17 protein-coding genes are annotated in these 16,083 nt (G+C 66.9%); 11 read left to right on the top strand and 6 right to left on the bottom strand.

Annotated features, from left to right (window positions below; translation table 11 throughout):
* Window positions 1–27: 27 nt before the first annotated feature.
* From dusB to NV1_RS07120, 6 genes are all read left to right on the top strand, one after another.
* On the top strand, window positions 28–1,176 hold the full coding sequence (dusB, locus tag NV1_RS07095) for a tRNA dihydrouridine synthase DusB (protein ID WP_218026925.1): 1,149 nt from the start codon (window positions 28–30) through the stop codon (window positions 1,174–1,176).
* A 158-nt stretch (window positions 1,177–1,334) separates the two neighbouring features.
* Complete coding sequence (locus tag NV1_RS07100; RefSeq protein ID WP_067886593.1) at window positions 1,335–3,374, top strand: LCP family protein; 2,040 nt, start codon at window positions 1,335–1,337, stop codon at window positions 3,372–3,374.
* Window positions 3,375–3,473: 99 nt separating this feature from the next.
* A complete protein-coding gene (gene phoU / locus NV1_RS07105; protein WP_067886595.1) occupies window positions 3,474–4,148 on the top strand; it encodes a phosphate signaling complex protein PhoU in 675 nt (224 codons plus the stop codon).
* A 384-nt stretch (window positions 4,149–4,532) separates the two neighbouring features.
* On the top strand, window positions 4,533–5,042 hold the full coding sequence (locus NV1_RS07110; protein ID WP_169813297.1) for a TNT domain-containing protein: 510 nt from the start codon (window positions 4,533–4,535) through the stop codon (window positions 5,040–5,042).
* The gene (locus tag NV1_RS45040; RefSeq protein WP_218026926.1) at window positions 5,011–5,292 is read left to right on the top strand and encodes a hypothetical protein; all 282 of its coding nucleotides are present in this window, start codon (window positions 5,011–5,013) and stop codon (window positions 5,290–5,292) included. Before NV1_RS07110 ends, NV1_RS45040 begins: the two co-directional genes overlap by 32 nt.
* Before the next feature lie 100 nt (window positions 5,293–5,392).
* Window positions 5,393–6,037 carry a DUF2267 domain-containing protein gene (locus NV1_RS07120; protein WP_067886601.1) on the top strand — a complete coding sequence of 215 codons (645 nt, stop codon included), beginning with the start codon at window positions 5,393–5,395 and terminating at the stop codon, window positions 6,035–6,037.
* A 341-nt stretch (window positions 6,038–6,378) separates the two neighbouring features.
* Here NV1_RS07120 and pstB read toward each other — a convergent pair whose 3' ends face one another.
* From pstB to NV1_RS07150, 6 genes are all read right to left on the bottom strand, one after another.
* Window positions 6,379–7,155: a phosphate ABC transporter ATP-binding protein PstB gene (gene pstB, locus NV1_RS07125; protein ID WP_067886603.1), complete on the bottom strand. Its 777-nt coding sequence runs from the start codon at window positions 7,153–7,155 to the stop codon at window positions 6,379–6,381.
* A gap of 19 nt (window positions 7,156–7,174) precedes the next feature.
* On the bottom strand, window positions 7,175–8,077 hold the full coding sequence (pstA, locus tag NV1_RS07130) for a phosphate ABC transporter permease PstA (RefSeq protein ID WP_067886605.1): 903 nt from the start codon (window positions 8,075–8,077) through the stop codon (window positions 7,175–7,177).
* On the bottom strand, window positions 8,077–9,048 hold the full coding sequence (gene pstC / locus NV1_RS07135; protein ID WP_067886837.1) for a phosphate ABC transporter permease subunit PstC: 972 nt from the start codon (window positions 9,046–9,048) through the stop codon (window positions 8,077–8,079). Before pstC ends, pstA begins: the two co-directional genes overlap by 1 nt.
* A gap of 90 nt (window positions 9,049–9,138) precedes the next feature.
* Window positions 9,139–10,260, bottom strand: a complete 1,122-nt coding sequence (pstS, locus tag NV1_RS07140) for a phosphate ABC transporter substrate-binding protein PstS (protein WP_067886607.1) — start codon at window positions 10,258–10,260, stop codon at window positions 9,139–9,141.
* A 269-nt stretch (window positions 10,261–10,529) separates the two neighbouring features.
* Window positions 10,530–11,453: a mycothiol synthase gene (gene mshD, locus NV1_RS07145; RefSeq protein WP_373864589.1), complete on the bottom strand. Its 924-nt coding sequence runs from the start codon at window positions 11,451–11,453 to the stop codon at window positions 10,530–10,532.
* Window positions 11,450–12,211 carry a winged helix-turn-helix transcriptional regulator gene (locus NV1_RS07150; RefSeq protein WP_067886609.1) on the bottom strand — a complete coding sequence of 254 codons (762 nt, stop codon included), beginning with the start codon at window positions 12,209–12,211 and terminating at the stop codon, window positions 11,450–11,452. The genes mshD and NV1_RS07150 overlap by 4 nt, the downstream gene beginning before the upstream one ends.
* Before the next feature lie 512 nt (window positions 12,212–12,723).
* Between NV1_RS07150 and NV1_RS07155 the strand changes: the two genes are divergently transcribed.
* The 5 genes from NV1_RS07155 (at window position 12,724) to NV1_RS07175 (ending at window position 15,977) form a co-directional block, all read left to right on the top strand.
* Entirely contained in the window at window positions 12,724–13,521 is a 798-nt protein-coding gene (locus NV1_RS07155; RefSeq protein WP_067886841.1) for an LmeA family phospholipid-binding protein, read from the top strand.
* The gene (locus tag NV1_RS07160) at window positions 13,518–13,979 is read left to right on the top strand and encodes a thioredoxin family protein (RefSeq protein WP_067886611.1); all 462 of its coding nucleotides are present in this window, start codon (window positions 13,518–13,520) and stop codon (window positions 13,977–13,979) included. Before NV1_RS07155 ends, NV1_RS07160 begins: the two co-directional genes overlap by 4 nt.
* Before the next feature lie 332 nt (window positions 13,980–14,311).
* Window positions 14,312–14,803: a DUF4395 domain-containing protein gene (locus NV1_RS07165; RefSeq protein WP_067886614.1), complete on the top strand. Its 492-nt coding sequence runs from the start codon at window positions 14,312–14,314 to the stop codon at window positions 14,801–14,803.
* 28 nt (window positions 14,804–14,831) lie between these two features.
* On the top strand, window positions 14,832–15,665 hold the full coding sequence (locus tag NV1_RS07170; protein ID WP_067886616.1) for a sulfurtransferase: 834 nt from the start codon (window positions 14,832–14,834) through the stop codon (window positions 15,663–15,665).
* Between the two features lie 6 nt (window positions 15,666–15,671).
* Complete coding sequence (locus NV1_RS07175) at window positions 15,672–15,977, top strand: DUF1416 domain-containing protein (protein ID WP_067886618.1); 306 nt, start codon at window positions 15,672–15,674, stop codon at window positions 15,975–15,977.
* Window positions 15,978–16,083 lie beyond the last annotated feature (106 nt).

The following is a 16,083-nucleotide window of genomic DNA, read 5'->3' on the forward strand; positions in this document are numbered from 1 at the left end:
TACCGCACGAATGCGAGAATGGGAGCCATGACTGCGGTAACCGAGGAACGGACCGGCCTGCGGATCGGCCCCTATCCGGTCGATCCGCCGGTGGTGCTCGCGCCGATGGCCGGGATCACCAATGTGGCGTTCCGCACGCTGTGCCGGGAGTTCGGCAGTTCCACCGCGATCTACGTATGCGAGATGATCACCGCGCGGGCGGTGGTGGAACGCAACGAGAAGACGCTGCACATGATGGCGTTCGGGCCCGACGAGAGTCCGCGCTCGATGCAGCTCTACGGCGTCGATCCGAAAACCCTCGGCGAGGCGGTACGCATCATCGTCGGCGAGGGGTGGGCCGATCACATCGATATGAATCTGGGCTGCCCGGTGCGCAAGGTCACCCGGCTCGGCGGCGGCTCGGCGCTGCCGTACAAGCGGCGGCTGTTCGCGAACATCGTGCGGGAGATGGTCGCCGCCGCGGGCGAGGTTCCGGTCACCTTCAAATTCCGCATCGGCATCGATGCGGATCACCAGACCTATCTGGATACCGGCCGCATCGCCGAGGCCGAGGGCGCCGCCGCGGTGTCGCTGCACGCGCGCACGGCCGCCCAGCTGTACTCGGGCAAGGCCGACTGGAGTGCGATCGCCCGGCTGAAAGAGGCCGTCACCACCATTCCGGTGCTCGGCAACGGCGATATCTTCACCGCCGACGACGCCCTGCGCATGATGGCCGAAACCGGTTGCGACGGAGTGGTTGTGGGTCGCGGCTGCCTCGGCCGGCCCTGGTTGTTCGCCGAGCTGTCCGCCGCGCTGCGCGGCGAACCCGTCCCCGAGGCTCCGTCCCTCGGTCACGTCGGGGAGATCCTGATCCGGCACGCCGAACTCCTCGTCGAGCACGACGGTCACGACAAGGCCATGCGCGATATCCGCAAACATATGGCCTGGTATTTCATGGGCTTCCCGGTGGGTTCGGAACTTCGCCGGAAATTCGCCACCGTCTCGAGCCTCGAGCAGATTCGAGATTTGACCGCCCAGCTCGACCCTGCGGCCCCGTTCCCGACCGAGGCCGCCACCGGCCCGCGCGGCCGTCAGGGCTCACCCCAGGCCAAGGTCTCCCTCCCCGACGGCTGGCTCGACGACCCGGAAGACGACACCGTCCCGTCAGCCGCCGACGTCATGCACAGCGGCGGCTGAACGAGGGCGAAATTCTCGGCCCATTTTCCGGGCCGCGGATACGTACACGCCTGAAACGGTGTTGTTCAGGTATTTCTCCGCAGTCGGTCATTATCATCGACTCGGTTTTGCTCTCGGCGCGGTTTCATCGTCGGCACTAGGCGAGGTGAGGTTCGTTGATGGGCGACGACGATCAGAGCGGGGACCCGCCGCATCCGGTCGGACGTGCTCCGTGGGAGCGACCCGGCGCGGCGCGGACCGCACGCGGTCGCCCGATCGCTGCCGGAGATGCCACGGAAGCCTGGTATGCGACATATTTGCCGGACCCGAATCCGCGGCTCCACATCGGCGACGCGAATTCCGATACGCGACCGGACACCGGCGTCTCCAGCCGGGCGCTCGCGAGCCGGTATTCCGGCCCTGGCAATTCGATTGCCGTACAGCCGAGTACGCGGCCCGACAGCGGTGTGCCGGATGTGGTGACTGATCCCGTCCTGGAGAGCGGCGCGTCATCCGGCGAATCCGTCACGGCCCCATCGGATGCCGACCCGAAGGCACGCGCCGAATCGTCACAGGATGCCGAGAACTCCCGCACCGGACCGCGAACCGATGACGCACCGGTTCCGGATCTCGGCCGGGCCGGACTCGCGGCAGCACCGGAAACCCTTGGCGCAAGACCGTTTTCCCGCAGATCACGGACGGGAGATCGGCGTGACAGGTGTGGGCGGCGGCTGCGCATCGCCGGGCGCACGCTCACCGCACTGGCCGCGGTGGCGACCCTCGTCCTGACCGGCGCGGGCTGGAACTACCTGCGCGCCACCGACAAAGGCTTCACCAAGGTGCAGGCGCTGGACGTCGGATCACACGACATCGTGGATCCGGTCGGTCAGCTCGGCGACGAGAACTTCCTGATCGCGGGCACCGATTCGCGCGCGGGCGCCAACAGCAGCGTCGGCGCGGGCACCACCGCCGACGCCGAGGGAGCCCGCTCGGACACGGTCATGTTGGTGAACATTCCAGCGAGCCGCAAACGCGTTGTCGTGGTGTCGTTTCCGCGCGATCTCGACGTCACCCGCCCGGTCTGCGCTGGCTGGAACAACGATCGAGCGCAGTACACCGACACGAACTACCCCTCGGCGTTGGGCGACAAGCTCAACGGCGTCTACGCCCTCGGCGGGCCCAGATGTCTGATCAAGGTGATCCAGAAACTGTCCGGGCTGAAGATCAACCACTTCGTCGGGCTCGACTTCACCGGATTCGAATCGATGGTCGACACCGTCGGCGGCGTGGAGGTGTGCACCGAGACGCCGCTCGTGGACACCGAACTGGGCACGGTCCTGTCCAACCCCGGACGCCAGGTCATCAACGGCGTCACCGCGCTGGACTACGTGCGCGCCCGGCACGTCATCGGCGAGGAGCGCAGCGACTACGACCGCATCCACCGCCAGCAACTGTTCCTGTCCTCCCTCTTGCGCAGTGCGCTGTCGAATCGGGTGCTGTTCGATCCGGTGAAACTGAACCGGTTCATCGCGGCGTTCACCTCGCACGCCTTCATGGACAACGTGGACACCCAGGATCTGCTGATGCTCGGCCGATCCCTGCAGAAGGTGGCCGCCGGTGCGATCACCTTCCTGACCGTGCCGACCGCGGGCACCACGTCCTACGGCAACGAGATCCCCCGCGAATCGGATATCGAGTCGATCTTCAGCGCCATCATCGACGACGAACCGCTGCCGGGCGAACGACACGCGCCCGATCCCGCACCCGTCTCGGCCGCGTCCGCGCCGCCGCAGCTCACCGCGGTCGACCCGACGACGGTATCGGTGCAGGTCTCCAATGCCTCGGGTGTCTCGGGCACCGCGAGCGCGACCGCCACGAAGCTGGCCGCCCCGGGTTTCCAGATCTACCGCGTCGACACCTACCCCCGGGGCAAGTTGTCCTCGACTCTGGTGCGGTATTCGAGCGGCCACCGGGACGAGGCCGCGACCGTGGCCGCGGCGCTCCCAGGAGCGAAACTGCAGGTCACCTCGGATTTGGGCAGTATCGTTCAAGTCGTACTCGGCACGAATTTCACCGGCGCGGTGCGCACGCCGCCGACATTCGGCACTCCCTTGCCGACCATCGCCTCTACCCCGCCCGACGGTTCCGGCCCGGCGAATTCGGCCACCCTGCCCAGCGACCTCGAACATGTCAACGCCGCGGACGACAACTGCCGTTGAGATGCGCTGCCACCTGCGCGGATGTGTGGCCCCGGGGATGCACCAGTGATTCATCCATCGTTCGTGACTTGGTCAGCGCCGAAAGCTAGTGTTCGTACCATGCGTGTCATCTACAACGAGCAAATGGGCGAACTCGCCTCCATGCTGGGAGAAATGGCCGGTATGGCGGGTTCGGCCATGGACAGGGCGACCCAGTCGCTCCTGCAGGCGGATCTCGCACTCGCGGAACAGGTGATCACCGAATCCGACCGGATCGCCGAGATGATCACGCTCGCCGAGGAGCGGGCGTTCGCGCTGCTGGCCCTGCAGGCCCCGGTCGCGGGTGATCTGCGTCAGGTCGTCAGCGCAATCCAGATCGTCGCGGATGTGAACCGCATGGGCGCGCTGGCGTTGCACGTGGCCAAGGTCGCCCGGCGGCGTCATCCCAACCACGCGCTGCCCGAGGCCGTCAACGGCTATTTCGCCGAGATGGGCCGGATCGCGGTGAGTATGGGCGCCACGGCCAAGGAGGTGCTCGAGTCTCGCGATCCCGAGCGCGCCGCGTTGCTCAACGAAGAGGACGAGGCGATGGACGACCTCCACCGCCACCTGTTCTCCCTGCTGATGGACCGCGAATGGAAGCACGGCGTCGCGGCCGCGGTCGATGTCACGCTGCTGGGTCGCTACTACGAGCGGTTCGCCGACCACGCCGTCGAGATCGGACGCCGGGTGGTCTTCCTGGTCACGGGAGTGCTGCCGCCCGACCAGGAGGACTCGGAGACCGAACGAATCTGATCGACGGCCCGCCCATCGACGTCAGCGTCGGGCGCGGGGAGGCAGGGTCACCGTACCGGCAGCCGGACGATAGACAGCAAATACCTGGCAACACACCATTCCAGATCCGGGTGAAAACGCACCGGCTCCGTATGCTCACTGGGCCGCATCCAGTTTCCCATGGAGGTACTGTTGCGTTACCGGTCTCTGCTTTCCGCTTTCTTCGGATGCCTGCTTTTGCTGGCCGGGCCGCCCAGCACGGTGCAGGCGTTGCCCAACACCGGTTCCGGTTCCGGTTCGGCGTCGCCGTGTCATCCCGGTACACCGCCCAATGTGCCGGCCACGCCGTTTTACAATCCGGCGCGTCCGTACCTGGGGCCCGAGCCATTGCCGCAGACTCCGCCGGTGAGTTCGTTGCTGACGGGGTACAAGCGATTCGGGAATTACACCGAAGCCGGGTTCGTGGCGAAATTCCATCCGGGTGACAACTATATTTATCCGCCCGATGATGGTTTCGAGTTCATCGGCGACCATTCGACGGCGCACCCGGAGGTGCTGTTGGCCGGTGCCCGCGTCGACCGGTTCGGCGCTACCAGCGGTAAGTACCTGTCACCGGCGGGCGCACCGTACCCCGGACGAGCGCTGCCGCCGTCGAACCTCAACTCTTACGGAGGCACTCCGCAGAGCGATTATCACGTCTATTGCGTGCAGCAGTCGTTCCGAGTCGATGCCGGACCGGCCGCGCCCTGGTTCGGTCAACCCGGACTCGGTAAGCAGTACGTTTTGAATCCCAGTTATCTGCCGGGCCCGGAAAACGCGGGCTCACCACCATGCCCGTGCCCGAATCCCCCGCCACTGTTGAACGTCCAGTGGATGATCGACAATGGCTACCTGGTCGAAGAAATCCCAAACTGACGTGGATCGCAAGCAACTTGTCGCCGCTCTACTCGCCGCCGGAAAGCCTCCGCACTGGTTTCAGATTGCCGGTGTTCATTCCCCCGACACGATGCCGGAGGACTTCTGGTTCCTGCGACCGGGACCGGGTGGTGGCTGGGAGGTCGGGGTCTACGAACGCGGAAAATACAATGTGGGAGCGCGGTTCGACGCGGAATCCGAGGCGGCCGCGTGGGTTTACCAATCGGTCATGGGGCACCCGCCGCCATGAGCCCTGACCGCCGCTCTCCCAGTGCACCCCATCCGGTGGTCGCACAGTGATGTGACATCGGACCCTTGTTGCGCCCGGGCGGTCGTTCGACGCTGGATACATGGCAACGCAGAGCGATCCCCTGGCACCCGCGGTTCACACCACCCGCGAATGGCTGCACGCGGTCGCCGAACGGATCGGCACCGACGACCGCGCCTTCACCTACCACGTGGTACGCGCCTGGCTGCACACCGTGCGCGACCGCATCGACGTCGCCGCGTCGGCCCGTCTGACCGCGCAACTGCCCGAAATCCTGCGCGGCATCTACTACGAGGACTGGGTACCCGGCCATGTGCCGGTCCGGCACCGTACCGACGAATTCCTCAACCAGTTCGCGCACGAGGCCATGGTCACCCGCGACCAGGTACCCGAGCTGGTCGGCGCGGTCACCGACGTCATGCTGCAACGCTGCTCCCGCGGCCAGCTCGACAGCCTGTTCGCGGTACTGCCGGCACCGCTGAGAGATCTGTTGCGCGGCTCGCCCGAGGTCGGCCGGGAAACCGCGAGACCGGCGAGTCACGGCGATGGCCAACGGATGGACACGCTCGAACACCGCCTGCAGGTACTCGGTGACGCGGTAGCGGTACTCGCCCGCGGCCTCGAGGAACTGCCGACCACCAGCGAGGAGCACCGATCGGCCGCGGCCCAGCAGGCCCACCGACTCCTCATGCGCGAACATCTGACCACCACAGCCGCCGGGCACTGACCCGCCCGAATCCACCGCGGGGAACCGAGGCCGCTGGGACGCCGATCGCGACCGAGCCTTCGAGGCGGCACCACCGGCCCACCGCTGGAGGCCGGCAGACCCGCGGTCGTCGATGACCCGGGCGGTCGGCCCGCACCGGAATACCGACGTTCGGCGGACCCGGTCGATTCGTACTCGATGGTGCGATGGGCCGATCCGGCGCAGGCGTGGCCCGCACTGGAGACACGTTGCTCACCACATGGAGTTACCCATGGACTCCTGAAATCGGCTGTCGCGCTGTGGATTCGGACTGGGTACCGAATTCGCAGCGCGACAGCCGATGTGGCGGCAGATGAGCGGTGTCACCCGAAACGGCCGGAGATGTAATCCTCCGTGGCCTTCTGCGAGGGGTTGGAGAAGATCTTCTCCGTCTCATCGATCTCCACCAGGTTGCCGGGCTTGCCCTGCTCCTTGAGATTGAAGAAGGCCGTCTGATCGCTGACGCGGGCGGCCTGCTGCATGTTGTGGGTCACGATGACGATCGTGTACTGCTTCTTCAGTTCCGAGACCAGGTCCTCGATCGCCAGGGTGGAGATCGGGTCCAGCGCCGAACAGGGCTCGTCCATGAGCAGCACGTCGGGTGATACCGCGATCGCGCGGGCGATGCACAGACGCTGCTGCTGACCACCGGACAGGCCGCCGCCGGGCTTGTCGAGCCGGTCCTTGACCTCGTTCCAGAGGTTCGCACCTCGCAGCGACCGCTCGGCCACCTCGCCGAGTTCCTTCTTGTTGCGCACGCCCTGCAACCGCAGGCCGGCCACCACGTTGTCGCGAATCGACATGGTGGGGAACGGATTCGGGCGCTGGAACACCATACCGATGGTGCGGCGCACGCCGACCGGGTCGATCGCCGCGCCGTAGATGTCCTCGCCGTCCAGCAGCACGGCACCCTCGACGCGGGCGCCGGGGGTGACCTCGTGCATGCGGTTAAGCGAACGCAACACCGTGGACTTACCGCAACCGGAGGGGCCGATGAAGGCGGTGACGCTGCGGGGCAGCACGGTCAGCGACACATCGGAAACGGCATGGAATCTGCCGTAGTAGATGTTCAGATCTTTGACGTCGATCCGCTTGGCCATGTCGTTATTCCGTTCGCTTCTATCGGTTCCGCGTGAGCAACTTGTTGACGACCGCGGCCCCCACGTACAGCAGGGCGATGATCAGGATCAGCGTCAGCGACGCACCCCACACTCGCGCCACGCCGGCAGGCTGCGGGTTGGACAGCTCCTGGTAGACCAGCAGCGGCAGCGAGGCCATATTGCCCTGGAAGATGTTGAAGTTGATCGACTTCGAATAGCCGACCAGCACCAGCACGGGCGCGGTCTCGCCCATCACGCGGGCCACGGCCAGCAGCATGCCGCTGATCATGCCGGGCAGCGCGGTAGGGATCACGATCCGCACGATGGTCTTCCACTTCGGGATGCCCAGTGCGTACGAGGCCTCGCGCAGTTCGTCGGGGACCAGCTTGAGCATCTCCTCGGTGCTGCGCACCACCACCGGCAGCATCAGCAGCACCAGAGCGAAGGATACGGCCAGCGCGCTCTGCCCGAACTTCAGCGTCGCGATCCACAGCGAGAACACGAACAGCGCGGCCACGATCGATGGCACGCCGGCGAGGATGTCGACCATGAACGTGGTGACCTTGGCCAACCGGCCGCCACCGTATTCGATCAGGTAGACCGCGGCCATCACGCCCAGCGGGATGGCGATGACCGCCGCGACGAGGGCCTGAGCGATCGTGCCGAAGATGGCGTGGTATACGCCACCGGCGAACTGCTCGGGCAGCACGCCGTACTGCGAGTTGGTCCACCAGCCGCTGCGGGTGACCGAGCTGATGCCCTTGCTCACCACCACGATGAGCACCCAGGCCAGCGGCACCATTGCGATCGCGAAGCACAACCACATCACCAGCGTCGCGATGTTGTTGCGGACCTTGCGACCCAGTGAGATCTGCCGGAAGGCGGGCGCCTTGATGGGTTTGTCCAGAGTGGCTGTGGTCATCACCCGTTCACCTTCCCGCCCGCGGCGATCCTGGCCAGCGCGTTGACCACGAAGGTCAGCACGAACAGCACGAAGCCCGCGGCGATGTAGGCGCCGGTCGGCAGCGCCTGGCTGAATTCCGAAGCGGCCGAAGCGATCTTGGAGGCGAAGGTATACCCGCCGTCGAACAGCGACCAGTGGCCCGGCTGCTGTGCGGTGCGCAGCACGATCAGCACGGCGATGGTCTCACCCAGGGCGCGCCCCAGGCCGAGCATCGACCCGGCGATCACACCGCTGCGACCGTAGGGCAGCACGGTCATCCGCACTACTTCCCACTTGGTCGCGCCCAGCGCCTGCGCGGCCTCGATGTGCGCACGCGGCGTGAGATTGAACACCTCGCGGCTGACCGAGGTGATGATCGGCAGGATCATCACCGCCAGCACCACGCCGGCGGTGAAGATCGTGCCGCCGCCGTCGATCGAGACGTTGCCCACTTTGAACAGGAAGAACCAGCCGAAAGTGTCGTTGAAGAACTTCTCCACCGGCACCAGCTTCTCGGCCAGCACCAGGAACCCCCACAGACCGAACACGATCGATGGCACCGCCGCCAGCAGGTCCACCAGCATCGAGAACGGGCGGGCCAGCGCCTTGGGCGCGTACTGGGTCAGGAACAGCGCGATACCGACGCCCACCGGCACCGCGATCACCAGCGCCATGAGCGCGCTCATCACCGTGACCATGAACAGGTCTCTGATGCCGAATTTCAGGTTGTTGGCATCGTTGGTGCTGAACTCGCCGCTGGTGAAGAAGTTCGCCTTGTTCGCCCCGATCGAGGGCACTGCCCGGATCAGGAGGAACAGCGCGATCAGCGCGATGGCGGCGACGATCGTCGCGCCCGCCGCGGTGGCCAGCGACCGGAAGATCAATTCCGGTCTCTTGCTGACACCCGGTCGGGTGGACTTCGCCGGATCGGTGACGGGATCACTCGGCATTCGAGCAGTATCGCCGCCCGCCCGCAGGCCGGTCGATTCCGACTGGCCCGCGGCGGTGACATCGTCGTGCACGGTCATGGGTGGCAGCTATCAGGAGATGGCGTTGATGGCGGTGGTCAGCTTGGCCTTGAACGAATCCGGCAGCGGGATGTACCCGGCCGTGTCCAGACCGGCCTGACCGTTGTTGACCGCGGAGGTCAGGAATGCCTTGACGGCCTTGGCGGTGTCGGCGTCGCTGTACTTCGAGCAGACCACCTCGTAGGTGCCGAGCATGATCGGGTACGCGGCCGGATCGGTCGGGTTGTAGAACGAGGAGGTGTCCAGCACCAGGTCGTTGCCCGTGCCCTTGGTCTTGACGCTCGCGACGGCCTTGCTGGCCGAGTCCGTGGTCAGTTCGACCGGCTTCACCGACGCGTCGGTCAGGATGCGCGCCATGTGCAGGTTCTGCGCCTTGGCGAACGACCATTCGTTGTAGGTGATCGAACCGGGGGTGCGGTTGATCGCCGCGGAGGTGCCGTCGTTGCCCTGCGCGCCCTCGCCGACGCCGCCGTTGAAGACCTTGCCCGCACCCTTGCCCCACGCGCCCTTGGACGCGGCGTCCAGGTAGTGCTGGAAGTTGTCGGTGGTGCCGGACTGGTCGCTGCGGAAGACCACGTTGATGGCCAGATCCGGCAGCTTGTCGGCGATGCTGCTGTTGAGCGCCTTGATGGCCGGGTCGTTCCAGTTCTTGATCTGACCGCTGAACACCTTGGCCGCGGTCGGGCCGTCCAGCACCAGGTTGTCCACACCGGTGATGTTGTAGGTGACGGCGATCGGACCGAAGACGGTCGGCAGATCCCAGGCGGTCGAACCGCACCGCTGCGCGGCCTTGTCGGGCTCGCCCTTCTTCGGATCCAGCGGGGAGTCCGAGCCCGCGAAATCGGTTTGGCCGCCGACGAAGTCGTTGATGCCCGCGCCCGAACCGCTGCCGGTGTAGTCCAGCTTGTAGCCATCGCAGTTCTGCTGGTAGGCGGCGATGAAGCGGTCCATGGCGTTCTTCTGCGCCGTGGAACCACTCGCCTTGAGCGCCTTCTTACCACCGCAGTCGACGTTGACCTTCGGTGCGGTGCTGCCGGTCGACGCGGTGTTGTTGTCACTGCCACAGGCAGACAGGGTCAGAGCCCCGGCCGCCGCCAACACGCCGATGAGAGCGCTGCTGCGCTTGAGATTCACCTATTCCTCCGGTAACGCTCGAGACACGCCCGATCCCTCAACGACCGGACGGGTACCGTGGTGGCTGTTCACAGAACTCGCGCACCAGGCAGCGGGTACTGCCCACAATTAACGTAGGTTCGGCCGGTTGACAGTTGGACCTGGGCAAGTGAACGTGGAGTGAACAAGCTGGCGCTATTGCGATTTGATGCTGTGACATTTGCCGCAGAGTTACCGGCTTCCTCGACGCATTGCCCAAGGGCCCTAGCGCCCGGCGATCGCGTCGGGTATCAGCGCGCGGCGTAGGCCGCGTCGACGTGCGAGGTGCCGAACCCCAGCCGCGTGTAGGTGTGCACCGCGGCGGTGTTGTCCGCCTCGGTGTAGAGCAGCACCTCACCCAGACCGCGATCACGCAGGTAGTGCAGGCCCGCGAGGGTCAGCAGCCGGCCCAGGCCGCGCCCCTGCGCGGCGGGATCGATACCGACCACGTACACCTCGCCCACCGGCGAGCCCGCATCCTCCGGGGCATCGTGCACCTTGGTCCAGTGAAAGCCCAGGATGCGTTCGGGCCGTGCGGTGTCCACCGCGATGAACAGGCCCGCGGGATCGAACCAGGACGATTCGCGCCGCACCGCGACGTCCGCCTCGGTCCAGCCGCCCTGTTCGGGATGCCAGTCGAACGCCGCGTTGTTGACGCGGAGCAGTTCGGCGTCGTCGGCCGGACCGGCGTAGGTCCGCAGGGTGAGTCCGGACGGCACCGTCAGCTCCGGTAGCTCCGGCGTTGCCAGCGGGCGGCGCATCTGCCAGAGTTCGCGCGCCACACTCAGCCCGAGACGTCCGGCCACCGCACGCGCCGAGGGCAGATTGCCGTGCGCCCACACCCGCGCACCCCGGCCCCCTTCGCCCAGGGCAGCACCCACCAGGGCCGCACCGATTCCCCGACCGCGATGTCGCGGATCCACCGCGATCTCCGCCATCGCGGGGTGATCACCGTGTGCGGCAACGAGATTCGCGTATCCCGCCACCGCGCCGTCGCGCGTCGCGAGCAGATGCCGGGCCGCGCCGGATGCCTCCAGGGACAACACCGCCTGTTCGGAAACCGGTGCGACGCCGTCGGATTCGTCCGCCCGCTCGAGCAGTTCGCGAACCTGGGACACCGTGTCGGCGGACAGCTCGTCGGTCCATCCCGACAACTCCGCCCGATCGCCGGTCACGAAAGCGAACCGTTGACCGGGGCCGGCTGCGCGTCCTCGGCGGGCTGCGCGTCCTCGGCCGCCGGTACGGTGTCGGACTTGGCATTCGAGCGCGCCGGGCGCACCGCCTTGTAACCGACGTTGCGAACCGTGCCGATGAGCGATTCGTATTCACTGCCGAGTTTGGCGCGCAGCCGTCGCACGTGGACGTCGACCGTGCGGGTGCCGCCGAAGAAGTCGTAACCCCAGACCTCCTGCAGCAGCTGGGCCCGGGTGAACACCCGGCCCGCGTGCTGAGCCAGGTATTTCAGCAGCTCGAATTCCTTGTAGGTCAGATCGAGCGGGCGGCCGCGCAGCCGAGCGGTATAGGTGCCCTCGTCGATCACCAACTCGCCCAGGGTGATCTTGCCGGTGTTCTCCGGACTGGCCGAACCGCCGTTGCGCGCCACCAGCAGACGCAGCCGCGCGTCGAGTTCGGCGGGCCCGGTGCCGGGCAGCAGGATGTCGTCCAGACCCCAGTCGGCGTTGACCGCGACCAGCCCGCCCTCGGTGAGCACCGCGACGACCGGCACCGAGGATCCGGTGCTGCCGAGCAGTCGGCACAGCCCGCGCGCGGCGGCCAGATCGGTCCGCGCGTCGACCAGCGCGATATCCGCGGACCCCGCCTCGAGCAGGGAGGACACCTCCGTGGGCGCCGGACGGACGTTGTGCGGTAACAACGCCAGCGAGGGCAGGACCGACTCCGGGTTCGGGTCCGAGGTCAGCAGGAGCAGCTCCACGGGCTCTCCTCCCAATCTGGCATGTCCGCGGCAACCTCGCTGTACTTCCGCGACATCATGCTGGTTAGCACTGGTAATTCGTGCCTACATTAGCGCGTCTGCCGAGTTGACCACGCATTCCGGCGGCCGGGCGCATCCCGCGCCGAGCCGACCGGCCCCCGATCAGCGAACGCCCCGGGCTGATCGCGGCGGCAACAGATATCGTGCATGCATGGGTAACTCACCGGGTACCCCGACGACCCGACCTGTCGCATACCGCCGCCCCGGCGGCGAGCCTCGCGAACACGCGATCACCACGCCGAGACGTGCGCGGGCGGGCGAGCGCATGGCTGAGACATCACGCACCCGCACTACCCCGACCGGCCCGGCGACATCCGGCCAGGCGCGCAGAGACGGCCGCATCCATGGGTAACCCGACGGAGACGCCCGGTACCCGCCCGGCGCCCGAGTTGTCCGTCGAGGAATCCGGCGCCGCACCCGAGGACGTTCGCGTGCCGATCCGAGCGGTCGTGGTGCGCAGGCTCGTCCTCGGACTGTTGTTGCTGGTGGCGGTCGCGGTCGTGGTGGATTTCACCGCGGCGGCCTATTCGGAGTATCGGGTGTCGCGGTCGCTGCGCGCGGGCGGCGAACTCAGCGCCGATCCCGACGTGACCATCCACGGATTCCCGTTCGTCCTGCAGGCCTGGCACGGCGATTTCCGCAACGTCGAGATCCAGGCCAGCGCGAACCGGCCGGACATCCCGGGCCAGATCCTGGTCGAGGCGACGCTCAACGGCGTCCACCTCCCGGCGCACGCGCTGCTGGACGGCGATACCCGGTCGGTTCCGGTGGACCGGGTGGCCGGGCGGATGCGCATCGAGCCGGTCGAACTGGGCCGGCTGTTCAATATCCCGGATCTGGACATGCGCGGGCCGCCGGCCGACAAATCGGACGGTACGGGCGGTTCCGGCGGCTCGGGTGTGACCACCCAGGGCGCGCTCATCCTCAGCGGCACCATCCCGCTCGGGCCCGAACCGCGCAGTACCGAGCGGGTCAGCGTGAAGGCCGATCTGACGCTGGACGGCGATCAGGTCCGCATCGTCGCGACGGATCTGTATCACGGCGACGAGACCACCACCACGAATTCCGTGGAGCTGAGCCCCGACCTGGACAAGACCGCGGTGCTGGCCCGGTTCAGCCGGACCATCGACACCCGCGATCTCCCCTTCGGTGTGCACCCGACCAGCGTCAAGGCGCTCGGCGGCAATATCATCGTCGAAGGGGAGGGCGACAATATGACGATCGATATGGACAGGTTCGCCCAGCCATGACGCAGATCATGATTCTCGTGGCGGTGCTGCTCATCGCCGCCGTTGTCGGCATTCTGGTGCGCCGCCGCGAGGGACGCATACGAAATGCACCGGCGGCCAAGGCGACCGCACCGGCCGCCGAGCGCACGGCACTGCTGGCCACGGTGGGCGTCGGCGCGGCGCAGCCCGCGGTACTGCACTTCTCCGCCGAGTGGTGCGGCCCGTGCGCCGCAGTGCGCCGGGTCGTCGGCGGCGTCGTGGCCGATCTGGCGCAGACGCAGGCCCCGCCGCGGGATATCGAGGTGGATATCGATGCAGAGCCCGCGCTGGCCCGCGAACTGAACGTGCTGTCCCTGCCGACGACCTTCGTCTTCGACGCCGAGGGCCGCGAACGCTTCCGGATCTCCGGCGTGCCCAAGGCCGCGGACCTACGCAGCGCCCTGGTCCCGCTGACGCAGCCCGAACCGCGCTGCGCCTGAGCCGGGGCGCGAACCCGTCCCGCCGGGTAGGAAACCGGTCACTGACCGGCTGTGAGCAGGTCGATCGCACCGATTCCGGACCCCGGGCCCAATTTCCGCGTCGAACCGGGTAAACTGATCGGCGTGCAAACCCGCCGAGAGCTGATGCTCACCCGTCGCCGCACAGTTGATCTGTGCCGCCTCGGCGGTTGTTGCTGCCTGTGCATGTAGCCGGTCGGCCTTTACCTTCTTTTCGCTGCCGACCGGTTGTCCTACCGCGTGAGTGATCTCGTCGATCCCCCGGTGATCTGACTCGAATACCGACAGACATACGCAGCGCAGGAGTTCTTCCGATGTCCCAACCCGACACCGTCTTATCCGTCCAGCAGTCCCGGCCCGGCCAGGTCGACGTGCGGGGCCCCCGCTTCGCCGCATGGTTGACCACCGGCGTTCTGGTCGTGGTCCTGGTCGCCTCCACCGTCTCGGTCCCGGCCGCCGCGGTACTCATCGCCCTGCAGGCGGTGGTGTTCGCACTCGGCGCACTGCTCGGCCCGCGACGCAGCCCGTACGGGCAGATCTACGCCAAGCTCGTCGCGCCGCGCGTCGGCCCGCCCGCCGAGGTCGAGCCCGTCGCGCCGCTGCGGTTCGCCCAGCTGGTCGGCCTCGTCTTCGCGGTGGCCGGCCTCATCGGCTTCGCCGCCGGAAGCGTCGTGGTCGGCGCGATCTTCGCCGCCTTCGCGCTGTTCGCTGCATTCCTGAACGCGGCCTTCGGCATCTGCCTGGGATGCAAAATCTATCCCCTGGCGCAGCGGATCCTTCCCGCACCCACCCAATCCCCCACCTAGCCCGGCAAGTCACATCGAAAGGAACAACATGGCTCGCTCCGATGTCCTGGTCTCCGCAGACTGGGTAGAAGAGAACCTCAACGCCCCCGGCGTCGTCATCGTCGAGGTCGACGAGGACACCTCCGCCTACGACACGGGCCACATCGAAGGTGCCGTCAAGGTCGATTGGAAGAAGGACCTGCAGGACGCGGTCCGGCGTGATTTCGTCAACCGTGAGCAGTTCTCCGACCTGCTGTCGGCGCGTGGTATCTCCAACGACGACACGGTGGTCCTGTACGGCGGCAACAACAACTGGTTCGCCGCGTACGCCTACTGGTACTTCAAGCTGTACGGCCACCAGAACGTCAAGCTGCTCGACGGCGGCCGCAAGAAGTGGGAGCTCGACGGCCGCCCGCTGTCGACGGCCGCGGTGAGCCGTCCGGCCACCACCTACAAGGCCGGTGAGCAGGACCTGTCCATCCGCGCGTTCCGGGATGACGCGATCGCCGCGATCGGCACCAAGAACCTCGTCGACGTGCGTTCGCCCGACGAGTTCTCCGGCAAGATCCTCGCCCCGGCGCACCTGCCGCAGGAGCAGAGCCAGCGTCCCGGCCACATCCCCGGCGCGATCAACGTGCCGTGGAGCAAGGCCGCGAACGAGGACGGCACCTTCCGTTCCGACGAGGAGCTGGCCGAGCTGTACAAGGATGCGGGCCTGGACGGCGAGAAGGAGACCATCGCCTACTGCCGCATCGGCGAGCGTTCCTCGCACACCTGGTTCGTGCTGCAGGAGCTGCTCGGCCACAAGAATGTCAAGAACTACGACGGAAGCTGGACCGAGTACGGCTCCCTCGTGGGAGCACCGATCGAGTTGGGAGCCTGATTTCCTATGTGCGCAGCACCTACTCAGGGTCAGACCCTGCCTGCCAATGTCGACACCGAAAAGGAGACGGTCCTGACCGGCCGTGTCCTCGACGCCGACGGCAATCCCGTCGGTGGTGCGTTCGTCCGCCTGCTGGACTCCGGCGACGAGTTCACCGCCGAGGTCGTCGCCTCGGGTACCGGTGACTTCCGTTTCTTCGCCGCCCCCGGCACCTGGACCATCCGTGCCCTGTCCTCCGCGGGCAACGGCACCGCGAAGGTCGCCCCCGAGGGCGCGGGCATCCACAACGTGGACGTGTCGGTAGCGAAATAGCAGTATTTTTGGCCTCCGCTCCGCTCCGGCTGTTTTCGGCGCTGTAAGGCTCGTCGTTCACCCCTCGAGACTCGGGCTTCGCCCATGCGCTTCGAGGGCTGAACGA

Source organism: Nocardia vaccinii NBRC 15922 (assembly GCF_001613305.1).
Lineage (GTDB): Bacteria > Actinomycetota > Actinomycetes > Mycobacteriales > Mycobacteriaceae > Nocardia > Nocardia vaccinii.